The sequence below is a fragment of the Alsobacter sp. SYSU BS001988 genome (assembly GCF_054796215.1).
This window is the reverse complement of record NZ_JBTAMK010000001.1, coordinates 266,701-288,076: the sequence shown is the minus strand read 5'-3', so window position 1 is coordinate 288,076 and position 21,376 is coordinate 266,701. Positions and strand designations below refer to the sequence as shown.

The 21,376-nt window shown below is 69.6% G+C and carries 15 protein-coding genes; 5 read left to right on the top strand and 10 right to left on the bottom strand.

From position 1 onward, the window contains the following. Positions 1 to 4: 4 nt before the first annotated feature. The 5 genes from ACYVO7_RS01235 to ACYVO7_RS01215 all read right to left on the bottom strand — a co-directional run bounded on the left by ACYVO7_RS01235 (position 5) and on the right by ACYVO7_RS01215 (position 7,022). Positions 5 to 2,233, bottom strand: a complete 2,229-nt coding sequence (locus ACYVO7_RS01235) for a mechanosensitive ion channel family protein (protein WP_460448033.1) — start codon at positions 2,231 to 2,233, stop codon at positions 5 to 7. A gap of 116 nt (positions 2,234 to 2,349) precedes the next feature. Next, positions 2,350 to 3,480, bottom strand: a complete 1,131-nt coding sequence (locus ACYVO7_RS01230; RefSeq protein WP_460448032.1) for an ABC transporter ATP-binding protein — start codon at positions 3,478 to 3,480, stop codon at positions 2,350 to 2,352. Next, positions 3,480 to 4,532 carry a carbohydrate ABC transporter permease gene (locus tag ACYVO7_RS01225; RefSeq protein ID WP_406856284.1) on the bottom strand — a complete coding sequence of 351 codons (1,053 nt, stop codon included), beginning with the start codon at positions 4,530 to 4,532 and terminating at the stop codon, positions 3,480 to 3,482. Before ACYVO7_RS01225 ends, ACYVO7_RS01230 begins: the two co-directional genes overlap by 1 nt. Further along, positions 4,529 to 5,551, bottom strand: coding sequence for a carbohydrate ABC transporter permease (locus tag ACYVO7_RS01220; protein WP_460448031.1), 1,023 nt, complete (start codon positions 5,549 to 5,551; stop codon positions 4,529 to 4,531). The genes ACYVO7_RS01225 and ACYVO7_RS01220 overlap by 4 nt, the downstream gene beginning before the upstream one ends. Positions 5,552 to 5,726: 175 nt before the next feature. Next, the gene (locus ACYVO7_RS01215; protein WP_460448030.1) at positions 5,727 to 7,022 is read right to left on the bottom strand and encodes an ABC transporter substrate-binding protein; all 1,296 of its coding nucleotides are present in this window, start codon (positions 7,020 to 7,022) and stop codon (positions 5,727 to 5,729) included. Between the two features lie 188 nt (positions 7,023 to 7,210). Between ACYVO7_RS01215 and ACYVO7_RS01210 the strand changes: the two genes are divergently transcribed. Genes ACYVO7_RS01210 through ACYVO7_RS01200 form a run of 3 tightly spaced genes read left to right on the top strand, consistent with a single transcriptional unit; the run spans position 7,211 to position 12,227 of the window. Beyond that, positions 7,211 to 7,867 carry a TetR/AcrR family transcriptional regulator gene (locus tag ACYVO7_RS01210; RefSeq protein ID WP_460448029.1) on the top strand — a complete coding sequence of 219 codons (657 nt, stop codon included), beginning with the start codon at positions 7,211 to 7,213 and terminating at the stop codon, positions 7,865 to 7,867. After that, on the top strand, positions 7,864 to 9,096 hold the full coding sequence (locus ACYVO7_RS01205; RefSeq protein ID WP_460448028.1) for an efflux RND transporter periplasmic adaptor subunit: 1,233 nt from the start codon (positions 7,864 to 7,866) through the stop codon (positions 9,094 to 9,096). The genes ACYVO7_RS01210 and ACYVO7_RS01205 overlap by 4 nt, the downstream gene beginning before the upstream one ends. Beyond that, the gene (locus ACYVO7_RS01200) at positions 9,096 to 12,227 is read left to right on the top strand and encodes an efflux RND transporter permease subunit (RefSeq protein ID WP_460448027.1); all 3,132 of its coding nucleotides are present in this window, start codon (positions 9,096 to 9,098) and stop codon (positions 12,225 to 12,227) included. Before ACYVO7_RS01205 ends, ACYVO7_RS01200 begins: the two co-directional genes overlap by 1 nt. Before the next feature lie 8 nt (positions 12,228 to 12,235). Here ACYVO7_RS01200 and ACYVO7_RS01195 read toward each other — a convergent pair whose 3' ends face one another. The 5 genes from ACYVO7_RS01195 to ACYVO7_RS01175 all read right to left on the bottom strand — a co-directional run bounded on the left by ACYVO7_RS01195 (position 12,236) and on the right by ACYVO7_RS01175 (position 17,389). Continuing rightward, positions 12,236 to 14,341 (bottom strand): M3 family metallopeptidase, encoded by a 2,106-nt coding sequence (locus tag ACYVO7_RS01195; protein WP_460448026.1) that lies wholly within the window; start codon positions 14,339 to 14,341, stop codon positions 12,236 to 12,238. Between the two features lie 89 nt (positions 14,342 to 14,430). Continuing rightward, on the bottom strand, positions 14,431 to 15,408 hold the full coding sequence (locus tag ACYVO7_RS01190; protein WP_460448025.1) for a transglycosylase SLT domain-containing protein: 978 nt from the start codon (positions 15,406 to 15,408) through the stop codon (positions 14,431 to 14,433). A gap of 14 nt (positions 15,409 to 15,422) precedes the next feature. Continuing rightward, positions 15,423 to 15,971, bottom strand: a complete 549-nt coding sequence (locus ACYVO7_RS01185) for an NADPH-dependent FMN reductase (protein ID WP_460448024.1) — start codon at positions 15,969 to 15,971, stop codon at positions 15,423 to 15,425. A 103-nt stretch (positions 15,972 to 16,074) separates the two neighbouring features. Further along, on the bottom strand, positions 16,075 to 16,410 hold the full coding sequence (locus ACYVO7_RS01180) for a hypothetical protein (protein WP_460448023.1): 336 nt from the start codon (positions 16,408 to 16,410) through the stop codon (positions 16,075 to 16,077). 55 nt (positions 16,411 to 16,465) lie between these two features. After that, a complete protein-coding gene (locus ACYVO7_RS01175) occupies positions 16,466 to 17,389 on the bottom strand; it encodes an NAD(P)/FAD-dependent oxidoreductase (protein ID WP_460448022.1) in 924 nt (307 codons plus the stop codon). Positions 17,390 to 17,729: 340 nt separating this feature from the next. On the opposite strand from ACYVO7_RS01175, the gene otsA reads away from it, so the two are divergent. Further along, positions 17,730 to 19,190, top strand: coding sequence for an alpha,alpha-trehalose-phosphate synthase (UDP-forming) (otsA, locus tag ACYVO7_RS01170; RefSeq protein WP_460448021.1), 1,461 nt, complete (start codon positions 17,730 to 17,732; stop codon positions 19,188 to 19,190). 51 nt (positions 19,191 to 19,241) lie between these two features. Continuing rightward, positions 19,242 to 21,347 (top strand): glycogen debranching protein GlgX, encoded by a 2,106-nt coding sequence (gene glgX / locus ACYVO7_RS01165; RefSeq protein WP_460448020.1) that lies wholly within the window; start codon positions 19,242 to 19,244, stop codon positions 21,345 to 21,347. Positions 21,348 to 21,376 lie beyond the last annotated feature (29 nt).

The window sequence follows — 21,376 nt, the reverse complement described above, 5'->3', positions numbered from 1 at the left end:
CGGCTCAGGCCGCCGGCTGGCTCGCGGCGGCCGCCGTCTGCTGCTGGCGCACGTCCAGCAGACGCTGCGCGGCCGCGCCGATCGCCTGCTCGCCGCCGCCGCCGTTCCCGCCTGCGACCTGCACGGTCGGGAAGGCGAACCGGATGCCGTTCTGCTCGAAGGCTTTCTTCAGGAGCCCGTAGGCGGCGCGCCGGATGACGAATTGCTCGCCCGGCTTGGTCATCATCTTCAGCCGCACCTCGATCGAGAAGTCGCCGAGCTGCTCGACGCCCTGCATCTTCAAGGGCTCGATGATGTGCGGCCCGAATTCGGGATCGGCCGCGAGCTGCTTGCCGATGTCCTTGACGATCTTCTTCACCCTGTCGAGGTCCGTGTCGTAGGTCAGCCCGATCGAGAACTTGTCGATCACCCAGTCGCGGCTGAGGTTCTGCACCGCGCCCAGGACGCCGAACGGCACCGTCGTGATCGGCCCGCGGTGATGCCGCAGCTTCACCGAGCGCAGCGAGAAGGACTCGACGGTGCCCTTGTAGCTCCCGGCCGTGATGTACTCGCCGACCCGGAAGGCGTCGTCGAGCAGGTAGAAGATGCCCGAGATGATGTCCTTCACCAGCGTCTGGGCGCCGAAGCCGACCGCGATGCCGAGCACGCCGGCGCCGGCCAGCAGGGGCCCGATCTGGATGCCCATCGAGTCCAGCACCATCAGGAAGGCGACGCCGACCAGGATGGCGAAGATGAAGTTGCGCAGGATGGGCAGAAGGGTGTTCAGCCGCGAGCGCTTGCGTCCCTCGGGGGAATCGTCGTGAGCGGAGGCCACCCCATCGTCGAGCCGCCCGTCGATGAGCGCGCGCACCAGCTTCCAGACGAGGTCGGCCACCAGCATGATGATGATCACCCGGATGACGGCGCGCACCGCCCGGGTGAGGATCGACTCGCCCATGGCGATGTCGCTGACGTCGATGGACCAGATGTCGGCGAGAGCCGTGGCGCACAGGACGACGACGACGACGCGCGTCGCCTTCTCGACCACCACCGCCCAGGCCAGCGCGCTGGAATCGCCCGCCCGGGCGGTCTCCTCCGGCCTCACGATGTTGCGGATCGAGGCGCGGACGAGCCGCATGGTCAGCGGCACCAGGCTGACCACGATGAGGGTCCAGAACAGCTGCTTCAGGTGCAGCGATCCCAGGATCCAGGCGGAGACGATGAGCGTGGCGGTGAGCACCACCGACAGCCGCGTCGGCGGGTCGGCCTGCATGCGCACGCGGGCCACCAGCCTGGCCAGAAGCGTGAGCGCCAGCAGCGTGAACCAGATGCTGACGATGACCTGTTTGGACAGCAGCGACACGCCCATGATGTTGAGCAGGCTCAGGGTGGCGAACCCGGCGCCCACGATGACGACGAAGAGCATCAGCGTCCGGTACCAGAACCAGGCCACCGGCTGGCTGAGCGGCACGACGCGGAAATAGTCGTGCCGCGCCCCCGGCGCGATCACCACCCGTCCGAAGGCCTGCGCCAGGCGGATCACCGCCACATAGGCGAGCAGGATGAGCACGGTCTCGCGGATGACGGGCGGCCACGGCACGAGCACGAAGGCCGCGATGGAGCCGAGCAGGAAGGCGGCGAGGACGAAGAGCCCGAGCGTGACCCGCATGCCGTGAAGCCGGAGCCGCTCCCGCACGGTGTCGCCCGGGGACTCCAGCAACCGGTTGAGCAGCCCGCGGCTGGCCCACCACGCCAGGCGTTGGCCCGCGACGCCGCCGAGCAGGAGCAGGCCCGACGCGAGGGCGAGCTGCAGCCAGTCGATCGAGCCGCGCGACAGCACGAAGCTGCTCGCCGAGAGCGCGATGTCGTCCGGCACGCCCGGCGCGGCGGCGATGAGCGCGCGCGCCCGCTGCCGGAGCTTCTGCAACTCGTTGGCGGCCATGAACGAGAAATCGCCCGAGGCGCTGCCGCTGAACATGGTCTGCGGCATGGCGCTGGCCGGCGCTCCCGCGGCGCCGGGGGCTCCGGGAGCGATGGTGGGGGCCGCCCCGCCCGACCCGGACGGGGCGGCGCCCGCGCCGCTCTGAGGCAGATTCGGGGCGATCTTGTCGGCCAGGAACGCCCGGCCGGCGTCGTCGTTCGGCACCTCGATGATGACGCGGATCGGCGGCGCGGGTTCGGCCGCCCGCAGCGGCGTTGCGAACAGCGCCGACAGCGACAGCGCGGCGGCGAGGATGACGGCGAACGGAGGCATGCAGGGAACCGGGATGCAGGGCCGACGGGGCTCGGTCCATCAGGTTATATAGGCAGACCGGCCCGAAATCACGGCTTCAGGCCATGCGCCGCCGCCGCGGCCGCGCCGGCTCTGGCCTAATGGGCCGCCCGCGCCTGCGCCTGGCTGGCGAGGGCGTCGCGCCCGTGCAGCAGGATGCGGCCGTCCCGATCGAAGAGATGCGCCGCCCCGGCGTCGATCCGCAGGCGCAGCAACTCGCCGCGGCCGCGCATCAGCTGGCCCGGCTGGTGCACCGTGATCGGCGGCAGTCCTTCCGCCTCGCAGGTGAAGAAGGTGTCGCCGCCGAGGTGCTCGGCGAGGGTGATGGGCGCCTCGATGTCGGCGGGGCCGGTCTCCACCACCTCCAGGTGTTCCGGTCGCACGCCGAGGGTCACCCCCAGATTGGCCGGCAGGGCGGCGGCCCCGTAGGGCAGCGACACGGCGTGCCGGTCGCCCAGCCGGAGCGTCACGCCCGCGCCGCTGGCCTGCGTGACCGCGCCGCTGAAGAAGTTCATCTTGGGCGAGCCGATGAAGCCCGCCACGAACTGGTTGGCCGGGCGGTTGTAGAGCTCCAGCGGCGCGCCGACCTGCTCGATGCGGCCCGCCTGGAGCACCACGATGCGATCGGCCAGCGTCATCGCCTCGACCTGGTCGTGGGTGACGTACACCATCGTTCCGCCGATCTCGGCGTGCAGCGCCGCCAGCTCCTTGCGGGTGGCCACGCGCAGCTCGGCGTCGAGATTGGAGAGCGGCTCGTCGAACAGGAAGATCTTGGGGTCGCGCACGATGGCGCGGCCGATGGCGACGCGCTGGCGCTGTCCGCCCGACAGCGCCTTGGGCTTGCGCTCCAGATAGTCCCCAAGCCGCAGCATTGCGGCGGCGCGCGCGACGCGCTTGTCGATCTCGGCCTGGGGCAGGCCCATATTCTCCAGCGCGAAGGCCATGTTCTGCCGCACGCTCATATGCGGATAGAGCGCGTAGCTCTGGAACACCATCGCGAGCCCGCGGTCGGCGGCGGGCGTGTCGTTGACGACCTGCCCGTCGATGCGCACCTCGCCGGCGCTGATCGCCTCCAGGCCGGCGATCATCCTCAGCAGCGTGGACTTCCCGCAGCCCGACGGGCCGACGAACACGACGAACTCGCCGTCGCGGATGTCGAGGTCGACGCCGTGGATGATGTGCACGGGGCCGTAGCTCTTGTGGACGCCGCGGAGCTCGAGATGCGCCATTACTTCATGCCCGTGTTGGCGATGCCGGTGGTGATGAAGCGCTGCAGGAACACGAACACCACCGCGACCGGCAGCAGCGTCACCACCGTCATGGCGAGCAGATAGTGCCACTGCACCTGCAGCTCGCCCTGGAAGGCGTTGAGCCCGATCTGCAGCGTGTAGCTTTCGGTCTTGGTCAACACCGCGAGCGGCCAGAGGAACTCGTTCCACCGCCACATGATCGAGAAGATCGCCAGCACGGCCAGGGCCGGCAGGGCCAGCGGCATCACGATGCGCCAGTAGATCTGCCATTCGGACGCCTTGTCCATGCGGGCCGCCTCGATCAGGTCGCGCGGCAGCGTCAGCATGTATTGGCGCAGAAGGAACACGCCCGTGGGCGTCGCCGCGCCGGGAAGGATCACGGCCCAGAGCGAGTTCACCAGCCCGAGCTTGGCCACCACCACATAGACCGGCACGAGGATGATGGTGATCGGGATCATCAGCGTGCCGACGACGCCCAGCATGGCGGCGTTCTTGCCCTTGAAGTCGTAGATCGAGAGCGCGTAGGCGGCCATCGAGTTGATGATCAGGGTGATCAGCGTCGCCACCGCGGTGACGAACACCGAGTTCGCCAGGAAGGTCGGGAAGGCGAAGTTGCGCAGCGGCTCGGTGTAGTTCTGCGCGGCGAGCGCGAACTCCCGCACGGGGGTGCGCTTGTCGATGGGCGCGCGGATGGTCTGCGTCGGGTCCTTGGGGTCGACCATCTGGGCGATGATGCCGATCCGGCGCAGCTGCGCCAGTTCGCGCACGCTGCCGTCCTCCATGGTGACGCGAAACAGCGGCAGCGGCTTGTCCTGGCCTGGGACCATCACCTCCTTCTGCGACATCGGCAGCAGCGAGGGCGGAAACTCCAGGAGCGCAGCCTGCGTCTTGAAGGAAGACAGCACGAGCCAGAGCACCGGCCCGAACATGAGCACGACGCCGAGCGCCAGATAGGCGTAGGCGGCGACGTCGGTCCAATGCCAGGGCCGGCCGCCGCGGCGGCGCGACAGAAAGGCGGCGAGGGCGCTCATGCGGATGCGTCCTTCTTGCGCGACACCCACAGCTGCACGAGCGTGAGCGTGAACAGCACCAGCCCCAGGATGACCGAGGCGGCGCCGGCCAGCCCGAAATTCTGGACCTGGTTGGAGAAGGCCGTCTCGTAGATGTACTGCACCACCAGCAGGGTGGCGCTGCCGGGGCCGCCGCCGGTGAGCACGAAGACTTCATCGAAGGTCTGCACGCCCTTGATCAGGGCGAGCACGATGACGACGATCAGGTTGGGCCAGAGCAGGGGAAGCGTGATGCGGGCGAAGACCCGCGCGCGCTTGGCGCCGTCCATCTCGGCGGCTTCGTAAATGTCGGTCGGGATCGCCTGCAGTCCGGCCAGCAGGATGAGCGTGTAGAAGCCCATATGGGCCCAGATCGACACGAACACGGCCCAGAACATGGCCCAGCCGGGCTCCACGAAGAACAGGATCTTCTGTCCTCCGAGACCGGTCAGGACGGCGTTGAGCAGGCCCTCGCGCTGCAGGATCCATTTCCAGATGAGCGCCACCACGACGGGCGAGAGCAGCACCGGGAAGAAGTAGACGGCGCGGAAGAAGCCCCGGCCGCGGATGTCCATGTTCAGCACGACGGCGGTGAGCAGCGAGAAGCCCACCATGAACACGACCTGCAGGGCCACGAATGTCCCGGTGTTCTGCACGCCGCGCCAGAAATGGTCCTCCCGGCAGGACCCCGGATCGAGATAGCTGCCGCAATCGAACAGGTGCCCATATTGCGAGGCGCCCACATAGGGCCGGTCGGAGAGATAGAGCGCCGAGCCGCCCGTGAACGAGTAGGCGATGTTGATGATCAGCGGCAGGAACACGAACAGCCCGAAGAAGAGCGCGTTCGGCGCCAGGAACAGATAGGGCATCCGCCGCGCGCCGATCCGCTCCTGCGCCCAGCGCATGGGCGCGTCCAACCCCCGCATGATGAGCCCCCACAGCGCCGCGAAGGGCGCCGAGACGCGCTCTCCGAGCGTGGACGGGGGCGGGAGGGCGCTCATGCGGCGAGGCTTATGCGTGTGAGACGGCCCTCACCCCGGCCCTCTCCCCGTGCCGGGGAGAGGGCGCGCATGGAGCCCGCCCCAAGGTTCCAGCCCTCTCCGGCGGCGCCGCAGGCCTCCCTTCGCCCCGGAACGGGGAGAAGGTGGCGCGCAACGCCGGATGAGGGGATACGTCTCACGACTTCTTCTTCTCCGCGATCTGCTGGGCGATGTCCTGGTCGATCCGCTTGTAGGCGTCCTCCAGGGTGGTCTCGCCCGAGATGGCCTGCCCGAGCCGGCTGATCACCGCGTTGAAGATGATGCGGTTGTACTGATAGCCCTGCAGCTTGTAGGCGATGGGCGACACCTTGCCGACCTGCTGGCCGAACACCTGCAGGGCGGCCTTGGCGAGCGGGCTCGCGGTCGGATAGTCGATGCCCTTCTGCGACAGGCCGAGATGGCCGGGCACGAACAGCGTCCGCGAGTAGAATTCCGACGCGACCGGCTCGCTCGCCAGATATTCGAGCACTTTGGCGACGGCCTGCGGGTTCTTGGTGGTCTTGATGCCGACCAGCGCCGCGCCGCCCGGCATGCCCGTGCAGCCGCCCGCGCCGCACGGATTGGGGACCGCGACCCAGTCGAAGGCGTTGCCGATGGTCTTGTCGAACTGCGCCACCTGCCAGGAGCCGGACATGTAGAGGACCGCCTGGGCGTTCTTGAACTCGTCGTTCGCGCCCCGATAGGTCGCTCCCGACACGGAACCCCAGAGCTCCTTCGACATCACGCCGGACTTGTGCCAGTCGTACACCTTCTGCGACATCGCCTTGAAGCCGTCGTCGATGACGGCCGGCTCGCCCTTGGCGTCGAAGATCTTCGCCCCGGACGAGATCGCCGCGCCGAGGAAGCGGTGGCCCGAGCGGTCGATGGCGATCGGGAAGGGCGCCTTGACCTTGTCGGCGACCTCCTTCGTCGCCTTGGCCCAGTCGTCCCACGTCGCGCCGTCGCCCGGCATCTTCACGCCCGCCTGCTCGAACAGGGTCTTGTTGACGAATGGACCCGTGACGGTGAGCTGCGTCATGTAGCCGGGGATCGAGGCCGTGTCGCCGGGCAGCCGCATCCATTCCAGGAAGGGACCGAAATTCTTCTCGAAATAGGCCGCGTCCTTGAGGTGGGGCCTCAGGTCCAGCATGTATTTGGCGACCCCGCCGAGATCGACCACGCGGGCGATGTCCGGACCCTCGCCGGCGGCCAGCTGGACCGGCAGGTTCTCGTTGATGGCCTTGAAGGGCACCTGGTCGAGCACGACCTTGATGTCGGGATTGGCCTTCTCGAACCGGGCGAGCAGGTCCTTCATGACCTCGCCCTCGTTGCCGTCCGAGTACCACGTCATCCGCAGCGAGGTCTGCGCGAGCGCGGCGCCGGACGCCAGCCCTCCTGCGGTCAACACGCCGGCGGCCAGCAATGCCGCCGAAAAAATCTTCGGAACGCCCATATCATCCTCCCGGTCGTTCCGCACCGCCGGAGCGGGCGGGCGGGGCCCATTGCGGACCTCTCAATGCAGCGCAGGTTAGTGGAACGCCGGACGATTGGAAGCCCGGATTGGTGGTCCCGCCCTACCAACTTGACGCGCGTCAAGGATCCGGGTACTGAGAATGAACGTTCATTCTCAGTTGCAGGCTCATGATCCTCGAAGACGTCGCCTCCCCCGATCGGCACGTCCGCATCCTCGATGCGGCCGAGCGCTGCTTCGCGCGCGCCGGCTTCCACCGCACCACCATGCAGGACGTGGCGGCCGAGGCGCAGATGAGCGCCGGCAACCTCTACCGCTATTTCCGCTCCAAGGACGCCATCGTGGCTGGCCTGTCCGAGCGCGACCGCCAGGAGGTCGCGGCCGACTTCACCCGCGCCGGGGCCGCCATGGGCTTCTTCGAGGCGCTGGAGCATCTCGGCCGCAAGCACATCGTCGACGCCCCGCGGGAGAAGTCCGTCGTCCTGCTGGAGATCTGGTCGGAGGCGACCCGCAATCCCACCGTGGGCGCCGCCTGTGGGGCCATCGACGGCGAACTCAGCACGTTGCTGGCCGCCATGGTGGAGGCCGCCAAGGGCTCCGGACAACTTCCGGCCGAAGTCGACGCGCGCTTCGCCTGCACGGTGCTGTTCACGATGGCGGACGGCCTCTTCAAGCGCCGCGCCTTGGACCCGAATTTCGACGGTGAGCGCGAACTCGCCAACGCCATGGCGGTGTTCCGGGCCGTCTTCACCGGGCAAGTCCGGCCGGCCCTCGAGACATCCCCCCGCGACCCTTCTTCGACCGCTTCTTCCGAGGCCCCATCATGACGCCCGTCGTCCGTTCCCGTTACGCCGCCCTGGCGTCCGTCCTGGCCCTGTCGCCCGCCGCGCCGGCGCTTGCGGCGCAGGCCGCGCCCGCGGTGCAGGCCGCCGCTCCCGCGACGTCCCTGGCGATCCCCGCCGTGACGGTCGCCCAGGCGACCCGCCGCGAGATGGCCGAGCGCGTCGTCGTGTCCGGCACGCTCGCCGCGCGCGACGAGGTGCTGGTGTCGGCCGAGACCGACGGCCTGCGGGTGATCGAGCTCCTCGCCGACGAGGGCGACGCCGTGAAGGCCGGTCAGGTCCTGGCCCGGCTCTCGCGCGACACGATCGACACGCAACTCGCCCAGAACGACGCGGCCTCGGCGCGCGCCGAAGCCGCGATCGCCCAGGCGCGCAGCCAGATCGTCCAGGCCGAGGCCGCGCAGGTCGAGGCGCAGGCGGCGCTCGGGCGCGCCCAGTCGCTTCTGAAGTCCGGCAACGTCACGCAGGAGATCCTCGACCAGCGCCTATCGGCCGCCCGCGTCGCCGATGGCCGCCTCGCCGCGGCCCGCGACGGGCTCGCGGTGGCCCAGGCCGACCGCGCGCAGACCGCGGCCCAGCGCAAGGAGCTCGAGGTCAAGCTCGCCCGGACCGAGATCCGCGCCCCCGCGGCGGGCGTGGTCAGCCGCCGCACCGTCAAGCTCGGCGGCCTCAGCGCCCTGGCCGGCGAGCCGCTGTTCCGCATCATCGCCAACAACGATGTGGAGCTCGAGGCGGAGGTGCTGGAGATCCATCTGGCGCAGCTGAAGGTCGGCGCTCCGGCGTCCATCAAGGTGCGGGACGGAGAATTCATCCAGGGAACGGTGCGCCTGCTGCCGGCCGAGGTGGACCGCGTGTCGCGGGTCGGGCGCGTGCGCATCCGCCTTCCGCAAAGCCCGGACCTGCGGGTCGGCGCCTTTGCGCGCGGCGAGATCGTGCTGGCCCGCCGCGACGCCGTCGCGGTGCCGACATCGGCGCTGATCTTCGGCCAGGACGGCGTCTCGGTCCATGTCGTGCGCGACGACAAGGTCGAGGTCCGCCCCGTGAAGACCGGCATCGTGGCCGGCGGATACGCGGAGATCTCCTCGGGGCTGGCCGAGGGCGAGCCCGTGGTGGCCCGCGCCGCCGGCTTCCTGCGCCAGGGCGACGCGGTGCGGGTCGTCCGGCCCGTCGCGGCCGCCGACGCGCCTGTCCCCGCCTCGTCCGGAGCCCAGTGATGGCCCTCAACGTCTCCGCCTGGGCGATCCGCAAGCCGATCCCCTCCATCGCCCTGTTCATCGTGATGATGATCCTGGGCGTGGTCAGCTTCATGAAGCTGCCGATCACGCGCTTCCCCAACATCGACATCCCGATCATCTCGGTGTCGGTGACCCAGTCCGGCGCGGCTCCGTCCGAGCTGGAGACGCAGGTCACCAAGAAGGTCGAGAACGCCATCTCGGGCGTGAACGGCGTCAAGCACATCATCTCGTCCGTGACGGACGGCAATTCGACCACCACGGTCGAGTTTCGCCTGGAGGTGAACAGCGACCGCGCCCTGAACGACGTGAAAGACGCCATCGCCCGCATCCGGGCGGACCTGCCGCGCAGCATCGACGAGCCGATCACCCAGCGCATCGACATCGCCGGCCTGCCGATCGTCACCTATGCGGCATCCGCGCCCGCGCTCTCCACCGAGGACGTGTCCTGGTACGTGGACGACGTCGTCGCCCGCGAGCTGCAGGCGGTGAAGGGCGTCTCCAAGGTCGAGCGCATCGGCGGCGTGGACCGCGAGATCCGCGTCGCCCTCGATCCCGACCGGCTGCTGTCGCTCGGCGTCACCGCGGCGGACGTCAACAGGCAGCTGCGCGCCACCCATGTCGACCTGGCCGGCGGCCGGGGCGAGGTCGGCGCGCGCGAGCAGTCCATCCGGACGCTGGCGGGCGCCGCCACCGTGCAGGAGCTGGCGGCCATCAGCATCGCGCTGCCCGGCGGCCGCAAGGTGCGCCTGGACGAACTCGGGACCGTGACGGATTCGGCCGCCGAAAGCCGCACCTTCGCGCGCTTCAACGGCGAGCCGGTGGTGGGCTTCGCGGTGTCGCGCGCCAAGGGCGCGAGCGACGCCGACCTCTCGGCCGCGGTGGCCAAGCGCATCGACCAGCTCCAGGCCCGGCGCCCTGACGTGAAGCTGACCCTCATCGACAGCTACGTCACCTACACGCTCGGCAACTACCATTCCGCCATGGACACCCTGCTGGAAGGCGCGGTGCTGGCGGTGCTGGTCGTGCTCATCTTCCTGCGGGACTGGCGCGCTACGCTCGTCGCCGCCATCGCGCTGCCGCTGTCCATCATCCCGACCTTCTGGGCCATGGACGCGATGGGCTTCTCTCTGAACCTCGTCAGCCTTCTGGCCATCACGCTGGTCACCGGCATCCTGGTGGACGACGCCATCGTCGAGATCGAGAACATCGTCAGGCACATGCGGATGGGCAAGACGGCCTATCGGGCCGCCATCGAGGCGGCCGACGAGATCGGCCTCGCCGTCATCGCCATCACCTTCACGATCATGGCGGTGTTCGCCCCGGTCAGCTTCATGGGCGGCATCGCGGGCCAGTATTTCAAGCAGTTCGGCCTCACCGTCGCGGTCGCGGTGTTCATCTCGCTCCTGGTGGCGCGCCTGCTGACGCCGATGCTGGCGGCCTATTTCATGCGCGCCAAGCCGGACGCGCACGAGGCCGAGGGCGCGGTGATGCGCGGCTACACGAGGCTGGTCTCGTGGTCGGCCCGCCACCGCTTCGCCACCGTCGGCCTCGGCGTCCTGTTCTTCGCGGCCTCGATCTACAGCACCGGCCTGCTTCCCTCCGGCTTCCTGCCGGGGGAGGATTCGGCCCGGTCTCTCTATGTGGTCGAGCTGCCGCCCGGCTCGCGCCTCGCCGACACGCGGGCCGTCACCGATTCGGTCACCCGCATGCTGCGCGAGCGGCCCGAGGTGCAAAGCGTCTTCGTCGACGGCGGCCGCCTGCCGCAGGGCGGCGGCGAGGTGCGCAAGGCGACGCTCGTGGTCAACTACGTCCACAAGGACGACAGGACGATCAACCAGAAGGGTCTCGAGCGCGAGATCCTGCAGAGCCTGGCGAAGATCCCGGACATCCGCTTCTGGCTGCTCAACGAGAACGGCCAGCGCGGCCTGTCGCTGCTGGTGACCGGCGACGACGTCAAGGTGGTGAACGACGTCGCCGCCCGCATGCAGAGCGAGATGCGCCAGCTGCCGACGCTTCAGGGCGTGGTTTCGACCGCGGCGCTGGACAGGCCCGAGATCCGCATCCGCCCGCGCACCGACCTGGCCGCCGATCTGGGCGTCTCCACCGACACCATCGCCGAGACGGTGCGGGTGGCGACCCTGGGCGACATCTCGGCCAACCTCGCCAAGTTCAACGCCGGCGACCGGCAGGTCCCGATCCGGGTGCAGCTCGACGAGCGCTACCGGGCCGACCAGGGCATGATCGAGGCCCTGAGGGCGCCGACCGCAAGGGGCGGCTCCGTGCCTCTCGCGACCGTCGCGGAGATCGGCTTCGGGCAGGGCCCGACCAGCATCGACCGTTACGACCGCGTCAGGAAGGTCGCCCTGGAGGCGGACCTCTACGGCACCGACGCGCTGGGCGAGGTCATCGAGAGCATCATGAAGCTGCCGACCGCCCAGGCGCTGCCTCCCGGGGTCAGCATCCGCACCTCCGGCGACGCGGAGGTCATGGAGGAGGTGTTCCAGGGCTTCGCGCTCGCCATGGGGGCGGGCCTGATGATGGTCTTCGGCGTGCTGGTGATCCTGTTCGGCGGATTCCTGCAGCCGGTCACCATCCTGTTCTCGCTGCCGCTGTCCTTCGGCGGCGTCGTGCTGGCGCTGCTGCTCACCCACCGGCCGATCAGCATGCCGGTCGTCATCGGCCTGCTGATGCTGATGGGCATCGTCACCAAGAACGCCATCATGCTGGTCGACTTCGCCATCGAGGAGCGCCGCAAGGGCGTCGACCGCGTGCACGCCATCGTGGACGCGGGCCGCAAGCGCGCGCGGCCCATCGTGATGACCACCATCGCGATGGCGGCCGGCATGGTCCCGAGCGCGCTCGGGATCGGAGACGGCGGCGAGTTCCGCTCGCCCATGGCGATTGCGGTCATCGGCGGCCTCGTCGTGTCGACGCTGCTGTCGCTGGTCTTCGTGCCCGCCGTCTATCTGGTGATGGACGACGTCGGCCGCTTCTTCCGCTGGGCGCTCGGCCGCTTCGTCGGCGAGCGGGACGAGCCGGAGCAGGCCTCGCCCGTTCCGGGCCCCGCGACCGCCCAGAGCATGGACCGCCTGCCCATGGCGGCCGAGTAGGACGCGCCCTACGCATCCCCCGCCGGCGCCGGCGCGTCGCCGTCGCCCAGGAACCCGCGCTTGCGCAGCAGGGCCTGGACCTCGGGATCGCGGCCGCGGAAAGCCCGGTAGGCGTCGGCCGGATCCTGGCGCCCGCCGGCCGAGTAGACGAATTGCTTGAGCCGCTCGGCCACGCCGGGCGCGAAGACGTCGCCTGCCTCCTCGAAGGCCGCGAAGCCGTCGGCGTCCAGAACCTCCGACCAGAGATAGGAGTAGTAGCCGGACGAATAGCCGTCCCCCGAGAAGACGTGGGAGAAATGCGGCGTGCGGTGGCGCATCACGATCTCGCTCGGCATGCCGAGGCGCTCCAGCACGCTCCGCTCGAACGCGATGGGGTCGATGTCGTCGGCGTTCTCGAGCGAGTGGAAAGCGAGGTCGACCAGCGCCGAGGACGTATATTCCACCGTCGCGAAGCCCTGGTTGAAGTTGCGCGCCGCCAGCACCCGCTGCAGCAGGGCCTCCGGCATGGGCTCGCCCGTCTCGGCGTGAAGGGCGAAGCGCCGCAGGACCTCCGGCTGCATCAGCCAGTGCTCGTAGAGCTGCGACGGGAACTCCACGAAGTCCCGCGACACGCTGGTGCCCGAGATGGACGGGTAGGTGACGTCGGACAGCATGCCGTGCAGGCCGTGGCCGAACTCGTGAAACAGGGTGCGCGCATCATCGAAGCTGAGCAGAGTCGGCTCGCCCTCCGCGCCCTTCGAAAAGTTCATCACGTTGACGATGATCGGGCGCACGTCTCCGGTGAGCTTCTCCTGCCCCCGATAGGCGCTCATCCAGGCGCCCGAGCGCTTCGAGGGCCTGGCGAAGTAGTCGCCCAGGAACACCGCCACATGCTGGCCGGCCTCGTCCAGCACCTCCCAGGCGCGGACGTCCGGATGGTACACCGGCGCGTCCGGGAGGGCGACGAAGCGGACGCCGAACAACCGCGTCGCGGTGTCGAAGGCGGCCTCGATCATCTTCTCCAGCTGCAGGTAGGGCTTGAGCTCGGCCTCGTCGAGGTCGTGCTTGGCCTTGCGCGCCTTGGCGGCGTAGTGGCGCCAGTCATGCGGCCCGATGGCGAAGTTGCCGCCCTCCTGGCGCACCATGTCCTCCAGGTCGGACCGCTCCTCGGCGGCGCGGCCCTTGGCGTGGACCCAGACCCGGTCGAGCAGGTCCTGCACGGCGCCCGGCGTTTTCGCCATGGTGTTGTCGAGCTTGTAGGCGGCGAAGGTCGGGTAGCCCAGCAGCCGCGCACGCTCGGCGCGCAGCTTCAGGGTCTCGGCCACGATCGCGCGGTTGTCGGTGGCCCCGCCCATCTCGCCACGGCGCGTCCAGGCCTCGAACGCCTTCTCGCGCAGGGCGCGGTTGGTGGAGAACTGCAGGAAGGGCTCGATGCTGGAGCGCGACAGGGTGATGACCGGCACGCCGGGGCGGCCGGCCTCCTCGCCCGCCCGCAGGGCGGAGGCGATCAGCCAATCCGGCAGGCCGGCCCTGTCCTCCTCCGTCTCCAGCGGCAGCCGATACCCGGATTCGTCGGCCAGCACGTTCTGGCTGAACTGCGTGCCCAGCGTGGCGAGGCGCTCCACGATGTCGGCGAGGCGCGCCCGGGCCGGGCCCTGCAGCTGCGCGCCGGCGCGCACGAACTGCTTGTGGGAGAGCTCCAGCACCCGGCGCTGCTCGTCGGTGAGGCCGAGCTCGTCGATGCGGGCGTGCAGAGCCTCGATGCGGCCGAACAGGGCCGCGTTCATCGCGATGTCGCTGTAGTGCTTGGCCAGCCTGGGCGACATCTCGCGCTCGACGCCCTGCAACTCGGGATTGGTGTGCGCGCCGGTGAGGTTCCAGAAAACGCCGCCCACGCGGTCGAGCAATTCTCCCGAACGCTCCAGCGCTTCGATGGTGTTGGCGAAGCTGGGCTCGGCCGGATCGTTGGCGATCGCCTCGATCTCGGCCTTGTTGCGGGCCAGCGCCGCATCGAAGGCCGGCCTGAAATGCTCGGCCCGGATCAGGTCGAAGGGCGGAAGCCGAAAGGGCGTGGTCCAGGCCTGCAGGAGCGGGTTGTCGCCCTGTGTTCCGCCAGTCGCCGCCGTCCCGCTCATCCTCGTCTCCCGATGCTGATCGCCGAAGCGACAATGGGCGCCCGGCGCCCGTCGCGCAAGGCGGCGGCTCGTCGCCGGTCCGAGCCCGATCAGCCGGACGACGCCGAGCGCGAGCGCCTGACCAGGGCGTTCCGCAGCACCATACAGGCCCCGCCGGCCCCGCGCAGCCGCTCGCACAGGGCGTCCGCCGCCTGGCGCGACGACTCCCCGACCCTCACCTGGTAGAAGGCGCGCGTGCCGCGGCTGCGCAGGGACGACCTCAGGATCAGCGTGTCCTTCCCGGCCAGGATCGAGGCGAAGCGCTTCTCGGCGCGCGAGAAGATGGTCAGCGCCTGGGCGCGCGAGAAGCCTGCGCTCAGCTGCACGCCCCAGGGCCGGGCCGCGCCCTCCAGCACCCGCCGCTGCAGCGCGGCCACATAGGTGTTGGGCCGGGTGCGCAGCATCGCGCGCACCGTCTCGCAGCTCTCGTTGGGCGTCGGCGCCGCGTCAGGCGTCTTCATGTCGCCCTTGCGGGCGGCGGCCCAGTCCTCGGCCGGATGGCCGGTGATGCGCTCGACGTAGTTGCGCGTCTCGAAGGGCAGTCCTCCCGTCCCGTCGAGCCAGGCCTGGACCCGGTTCGGTCCGGCGTTGTAGGCCGCGGCCGCGAGGCCCCAATTGCCGAAGCGGTCCTTCAGCTCGCGCAGGAAGTCCGCCGAGCGCGGCAGCGCCTGCACGGGATCGAAGGGGTCGAGGAGGCCGCGCTCCGCCGCTGTCTTGGGCATGAACTGCGCGATGCCCTGCGCCCGGTCGCCGGAGCGCGTCACCGGGCCTTCGACATCGGCCCGAAAGCTGCTCTCCTGGCCGATCAGCCGCGTGAAGAACGGCACCGGAAGCCCGTGCGAGCCCGCCGCCGCCTCGATCAGAAGGCAGATCGCGTCGGCCGCCGGAGACGGGGCCTCCGCTTTCGCGGGCTCCCTCGCCGCCGCGGGCTCAGCTTGCGGCGCCGCCGGGCCCTCCGACGCCGCCGGACAGGCCAGCGCGAGGGTCCAAGCCGCCGCCATTGCGACCACAGCCGCCCGCGCCGCCATCGTGGTTTCCCTCGTCAGCGCCGCTGCTCGACCCTGGCCTTGAGGGCCTGCAGGAGCTTGCGGACGAAGTCGCGCGTGGTCTCGTCCGTCAGGCGGCCCTCCTTGTCGAACTTGGAGGCGCAGGTCCCGATCATCACCTCCGGCCGGTTCAGGACGTCGCCGTTCAGGTACACGAACATCTGGCGAAGGTGATATTGCGCCCGGGCGCCGCCGAAGAGTCCGGGGCTGACGCTCATGATGGCGACCGGCTTGCCGTCGAAAGGCTGCTCGGGAGGCCGGGACACCCAGTCGATGGCGTTCTTGAGCACGCCGGAGATCGAATAATTATACTCGGGCGTGACGATCAGAAGACCGTCCGCCTGCTTCACGGCGTCGCGCAGGGCCTGCACCGGGGCCGGGTAGCCGGACTGGCGGATGTCGTCATTGTAGAGCGGCAGGTCGCCGATCCCGGCGGTCTGGATGGTCAGTCCTTCCGGGGCGATCTCCGCCGCGGCCCGCAGGGCGGCGCTGTTGTAGGAGTCCTTGCGCAGGCTTCCAGAGATGCCGAGCACCGTGACGGGCATGTAGGTCTCCGTTCGGGGGTGAGAGGGCGACGGACGCGAGGAGGATGGGGCCGCAGGGGGGCCGCCGGCAAGCGCCGGCCCGAAGGCCTCTGGGCCGGCACTTTCAGGCGAGGCTGTAGACGCCCACCACCACGGCCAGCGCCATCAGGGCCAGCATCGCCATGAAGGCCGGCGTCACCCATTTCTCGCGGCGATGCTCCTGGTCGTGCCGCCGCCACATCCGCCAGCGGCCCTGGGTCTCGTCGCGATGCGCCTTGGCGCGCTCGGCCGCGGACGGGGGCCGGCCTGCGGCTTCGTCGTCCGCGCCCAGCGGCGCCGCGGCGGGGTCGCTCACCGCGACCTTGTCGCCGGTCTGGCCGCTGTCGATCGCGTGCCGCACCTGGGAGGTGGTGGGAGCGCTCGGCTTCTGTGTGGGGTGGGTCGGGTCGGCTGTCGCCATGATGTCGGTCCTCCATGCGCGCCCTGAGAACGACCGCCCTCGCGAGCGGTTCCGGCTAGCGCGCCCGGCTCAGGGCGGCCCGTTCCTCGTGCAGCAGCTCGGTGTTGATCGCGAAGGCCGCCATCGCGCCTTCCGCGGCGGCCACGATGGCGAACTGGACCCGCCGCGACGCGTCGCCGGCCACGAAGACGCCGGGCACGTTGGTCTTCTCGTAGTCGGACGTCTCGGCGGTGCCCTTGCGGCCGAGCTCGCAGCCGAGACGCTCCACCAGCGCCGATCGCTGATGCGCGTCGGCCAGGAAGAACAGCGCCTTGCGGTCCAGCGTCTCGCCGCTGCGGAAGCGCACCCGCTCCAGCTCGCTCTCGCCTTCGAGGGTCTCGACGGCTTCCTCGATGACGCGGACGCCGGCCCGCTCCAGAAGGTCGAGGTCGCCGGGCCCGATCCCGGAGGGGCCGTCGGTCAGCAGCGCGATGTCGGCGCTCCACAGGCGAAGCTCCAGGGCGAAGCCGACGATCTCCGGCCCGGCGCCGTAGACTGCGAGGGGCTGCTCGCGCAGCTCCCAGCCGTCGCAATAGGGGCAGGTCCAGACGCCCTTTCCGAACAGGCGTTCGGCGCCGTCCAGCGCCGGGAACGTGTCCTTAAGCCCGGTCGCCAGGAGGATCCGCTTCGCCCGGACGGTGGAGCCGTCCGCCAGCGTCGCCCGGAAGTCCGAATCTTCGCGGACCACGTCCTCCACGGCCATGTCCCGGACCGTGACGCTGTCATAGGGCTCCAGCTGGCGCCGGCCCACGGCCCGGAGGTCGGCCGGGCGGCAGCCGTCCCGGCTCAGATAGCCGCTGACATGGGCGGACGCCTGGTTTCGCGGCTCGCCCGAGTCGCACAGCAGCACCCTGCGTCGGCAGCGCCCGAGCACCAGCGCGGCGCTGAGGCCCGCGGGACCGCCGCCCACGACCAGGACGTCCAGCATGTCTTCCGTCATCAGGTGTTCCGCCTCGGGACCGGGTGCGCCATGATCGCCGTCACGGCTGGCGAATGCGGGGCGAAGCTTGCGGTTCCGCCGCCGTGAGACGCGGTGCGACGCCGACCCGATCGCGGCTCCGCTCCAGAATGGCCGCAATCGGTTGCACAACTTGTGTCGTAGACGCCGCGAATGGCGTTCGTCCCCGGACCAGACTGCAACGAACCTCTTGGAAAGACGTTGTGCGAGCATGACCTCCGCAGATCACGGCCGACCGATGGTGCGTTTTGAACCGGTGACCTCTCCCGAGCCTCTGTTTCCCAAACGACAGCAGACATCGGGAGGCGGACGGTTGGTCGTCGTGTCGAACCGCGTTCCCGTTCCGTCGGATTCCGGTTCCCCGGCCGCGGGCGGCCTCGCGGTCGCGCTCAACGCCGCCCTGCAGCAGAATGGCGGCTTCTGGTTCGGCTGGTCCGGCAACGTGTCGGAGGAGGAGCGGCCGCTCCAGGTCCATGATTTCGGGCGCGTCAGCTACGCCGTGATGGACCTGACGCAACGCGACGTGGACGAATACTATGCCGGCTTCGCCAACCGCGCGCTCTGGCCCGTGTGCCACTACCGGCTGGACCTCACCGAGATCGCCAGCAACGACACGGCCGGCTATTTCCGGGTGAACGAATCCTTCGCCCGCCGCCTCGCGACCTTGCTCAAGCCCGACGACGTGGTCTGGATCCACGACTACCATTTCATTCCGCTCGCCGCCTATCTGCGCCAGATGGGCTTCGAGAACCGGATGGGCTTCTTCCTGCACATCCCCTGGGCGCCCTACGACGTCTCCAGCGCGCTTCCGGCGTACCAGACCGTGCTCAGCGGATTGACGCGCTACGACCTCGTCGGATTCCAGACCCGGCGCGACGCGGAGAACTTCACCCGCTGCCTCGAGCAGGAGAACATGGCGCGCAAGGTCGCCGACGACCGCTGGGAGGCGGACGGGCGCGTCTTCCGGGTCGGGGCCTTCCCGATCGGGATCGAGACGGACCTGTTCCGGCAGGAGGCCCGCGAGGCGAAGTCGAACTCACTGGTGCGCCGCATGCGGGTCAGCATGGAGGACAAGCACCTCATCATCGGGGTCGACCGTCTCGACTACTCCAAGGGCATCCGCCAGCGCATCGAGGCGTTCTCCTGCATGCTGGAGCGCTTCCCGCAGATGCGCAACAAGGTGACGTTCCTGCAGATCACGCCGAAATCGCGCTCGGAAGTGCCCGAATATCTCAAGATGCAGCACGAGGTCGCCGAGCAGGCCGGCTGGACCAACGGCAAGTTCGGCGACGTCGACTGGACCCCGGTGCGCTACATCAACAAGGCGGTGAGCCGCACGTCGCTGGCCGGCCTGTATCGCTCCGCCCGCGTCGGCATGGTGACGCCGCTGCGCGACGGCATGAACCTGGTCGCGAAGGAATATGTGGCGTCCCAGCGCGCCACCGACCCCGGCGTGCTGGTGCTGTCGCGCTTCGCCGGAGCGGCCGCGGAGCTAGATTCGGCCCTGCTGGTGAACCCCTACGACACGGAGGCCACGGCCAACGCCATCGTGCGCGCGCTGCAGATGCCGCTCGAGGAGCGCAAGGAGCGGTGGGCCGCCATGATGGAGAAGCTGCGCGCCAACACGGTCGATCACTGGTGCGCCGCGTTCCTGGCCGCGCTCGCCGAGGAGCCGACCCACGTCCTTCAGGCTCCGGTGGAGCGGGCCGAAACGCTGGACACCGCGCTTCCCAGCGCGGCCGCGCAATTCGGACCGTCCTGGACAGGCTATCGACGCAACTGATCCGGCTCTCGATCGTTCCTTGTACGATCGGGTCGCGCTTCAGGGGGGTGGATGGTTCGGATCGAGGAGGGGCTCCCCATGCCCCTCGGGGCGACGTGGGACGGAACGGGCGTGAACTTCGCCCTGTTCTCGGCCCATGCGACCGCCGTGGATCTCTGCCTGTTCGACGCCACCGGCCGCCGCGAGGCGCGCCGCATCCGCATGCCGTCCCGCACCGACCAGGTGTTCCACGTCTATGTCCAGGGCCTGCGGCCGGGCCAGCTCTACGGCTATCGCGTATACGGCCGCTACGATCCCCAGGCCGGCCATCGATTCAACCCTCACAAGCTGCTGCTGGACCCCTACGCCCGCCTGCTCTCGGGACGGATCCGCTGGCATGACGCCCTGTTCGGCTACCGGGCCGGGGCGCACCGCGGCGACCTCACGATGGACCGGCGAGACAGCGCCCCCATGATGCCCAAATGCGTCGTCGAGGACCCGGCGGCGACCTGGGGCGACGACCGGCCCCCGCGCACGCCGATGCGCGACACCGTGATCTACGAGGCCCACGTCAAGAGCCTGACCCAGCTTCATCCCGACATTCAGCCCTCCCTTCGGGGCACCTATGACGCGCTGGCCCATCCGGCGGTGATCGACCACCTCGTCCGGCTCGGGATCACGGCGGTCGAGCTGATGCCGATCCAGGCTTTTTCGGACGACCGGTTCCTGGTCGAGAAGGGGCTGCGAAACTATTGGGGCTATTCCACCCTGTCCTATTTCGCGCCCGAGCCGCGCTATATGGGCGAGGACGGCGTATACGGCCTGAAGGCCGCCATCGCGGCGCTTCACGCAGCCGGGATCGAGGTGCTGCTGGACGTGGTCTACAACCACACCGCCGAGGGCAGCCATCTGGGTCCGACGCTGTCCTGGCGCGGCATCGACAACGCCAGCTACTACAAGCTCGTCCCCGACAATCCGCGCTTCTGCTGGGACGCCACCGGGACCGGCAACACGCTCGACCTCGGCCATCCGCGCGTCCTCCAGATGGTGCTGGACAGCCTGCGGCACTGGGTCGAGGCCTATCACGTCGACGGCTTCCGCTTCGACCTCGCCTCCACGCTGGCCCGCGACAGCTACGACGTGTGGGAGCGCGCCGGCTTCCTGCGCGCCGTCAACCAGGACCCGGTGCTCAACCGGGTCAAGCTGATCGCCGAACCCTGGGACCTTGGCGAGGGCGGCTACCGGCTCGGCGGCTTCCCCCCGGGCTGGTCGGAGTGGAACGACCAGTTCCGCGACACGGTGCGGTCCTACTGGCGCGGCGACCCCGGCCAGCTGCCGGCCCTGGCGCGCGTCATCATGGGGTCGCGCGAGATCTTCGAGCACAATGGCCGCCAGCCCTGGGCCTCGATCCAGTTCGTGGCGTCGCATGACGGCTTCACCCTGGAGGACCTCGTCAGCTACAACGAGCGCCACAACGAGGCGAACCAGGAAGGCGGGCAAGACGGCCATCCGCACAACCTGTCCTGGAACTGCGGCGTCGAGGGTCCCACCGACGATCCCGACATCGCCGTCCTGAGGGCGCGCCAGAAGCGCAATCTGCTCGCCACCGTGATGGTGTCGCTCGGCGCCCCGATGCTGCTGATGGGCGACGAACTCTCGCGCACGCAGGGCGGCAACAACAATCCCTATTGCCAGGACAACGAGACGAGCTGGTTCGACTGGCGCGCCGGCGAGGCGGCCGATCCGGCCTTGCCGGACTTCGTCGCGGCCATCGTGGCGTTCCGCAAGCGTCACGACGCCTTCCGGCCCCGCAGCTACCCGACCGGCTCCCTGAACCGCGAGACGGGCCTTCGCGACGTCTTTTGGCTCGCCCCGGAGGGGCGCGAGATGACGCGCCAGGACTGGGCCGAACCCATGCGTCGCACGCTGGGCGTCCAGATCGGCAACGCCGATCCCGGGCAACGGCTGCTCATGATCTTCAACGCATCGCCGGAGGACGTGAGCTTCACCCTCACCCCGAACCTGCGCGGCGGGCGGTGGGTGAAGGTGTTCGGCACGGAACTTCCGGACGGTCTCGTGCGTGGTGCACCGCCGGTTCTCGAACCCGGCGGCGCCTGCGAGCTCCTGGCCCGCTCCTTCGTCATTTTCCAGCACGTGGCGGCGTCCGCGGCGGCGTGACCCGCCCCGCGCCGCCGCCCGCCGAAGTT

Excerpts from the sequence above, each read along its gene's own strand:
- ACYVO7_RS01210 (WP_460448029.1), top strand. The coding sequence starts at position 7,211 with ATGATCCTCGAAGACGTCGCCTCCCCCGATCGGCACGTCCGCATCCTC.
- ACYVO7_RS01185 (WP_460448024.1), bottom strand. The coding sequence starts at position 15,971 with ATGCCCGTCACGGTGCTCGGCATCTCTGGAAGCCTGCGCAAGGACTCC.
- ACYVO7_RS01205 (WP_460448028.1), top strand. The coding sequence starts at position 7,864 with ATGACGCCCGTCGTCCGTTCCCGTTACGCCGCCCTGGCGTCCGTCCTG.
- ACYVO7_RS01225 (WP_406856284.1), bottom strand. The coding sequence starts at position 4,532 with ATGAGCGCCCTCGCCGCCTTTCTGTCGCGCCGCCGCGGCGGCCGGCCC.
- ACYVO7_RS01190 (WP_460448025.1), bottom strand. The coding sequence starts at position 15,408 with ATGGCGGCGCGGGCGGCTGTGGTCGCAATGGCGGCGGCTTGGACCCTC.
- ACYVO7_RS01215 (WP_460448030.1), bottom strand. The coding sequence starts at position 7,022 with ATGGGCGTTCCGAAGATTTTTTCGGCGGCATTGCTGGCCGCCGGCGTG.
- glgX (WP_460448020.1), top strand. The coding sequence starts at position 19,242 with ATGGTTCGGATCGAGGAGGGGCTCCCCATGCCCCTCGGGGCGACGTGG.
- ACYVO7_RS01175 (WP_460448022.1), bottom strand. The coding sequence starts at position 17,389 with ATGACGGAAGACATGCTGGACGTCCTGGTCGTGGGCGGCGGTCCCGCG.
- ACYVO7_RS01235 (WP_460448033.1), bottom strand. The coding sequence starts at position 2,233 with ATGCCTCCGTTCGCCGTCATCCTCGCCGCCGCGCTGTCGCTGTCGGCG.
- ACYVO7_RS01195 (WP_460448026.1), bottom strand. The coding sequence starts at position 14,341 with ATGAGCGGGACGGCGGCGACTGGCGGAACACAGGGCGACAACCCGCTC.
- ACYVO7_RS01220 (WP_460448031.1), bottom strand. The coding sequence starts at position 5,551 with ATGAGCGCCCTCCCGCCCCCGTCCACGCTCGGAGAGCGCGTCTCGGCG.
- ACYVO7_RS01200 (WP_460448027.1), top strand. The coding sequence starts at position 9,096 with ATGGCCCTCAACGTCTCCGCCTGGGCGATCCGCAAGCCGATCCCCTCC.
- ACYVO7_RS01180 (WP_460448023.1), bottom strand. The coding sequence starts at position 16,410 with ATGGCGACAGCCGACCCGACCCACCCCACACAGAAGCCGAGCGCTCCC.
- ACYVO7_RS01230 (WP_460448032.1), bottom strand. The coding sequence starts at position 3,480 with ATGGCGCATCTCGAGCTCCGCGGCGTCCACAAGAGCTACGGCCCCGTG.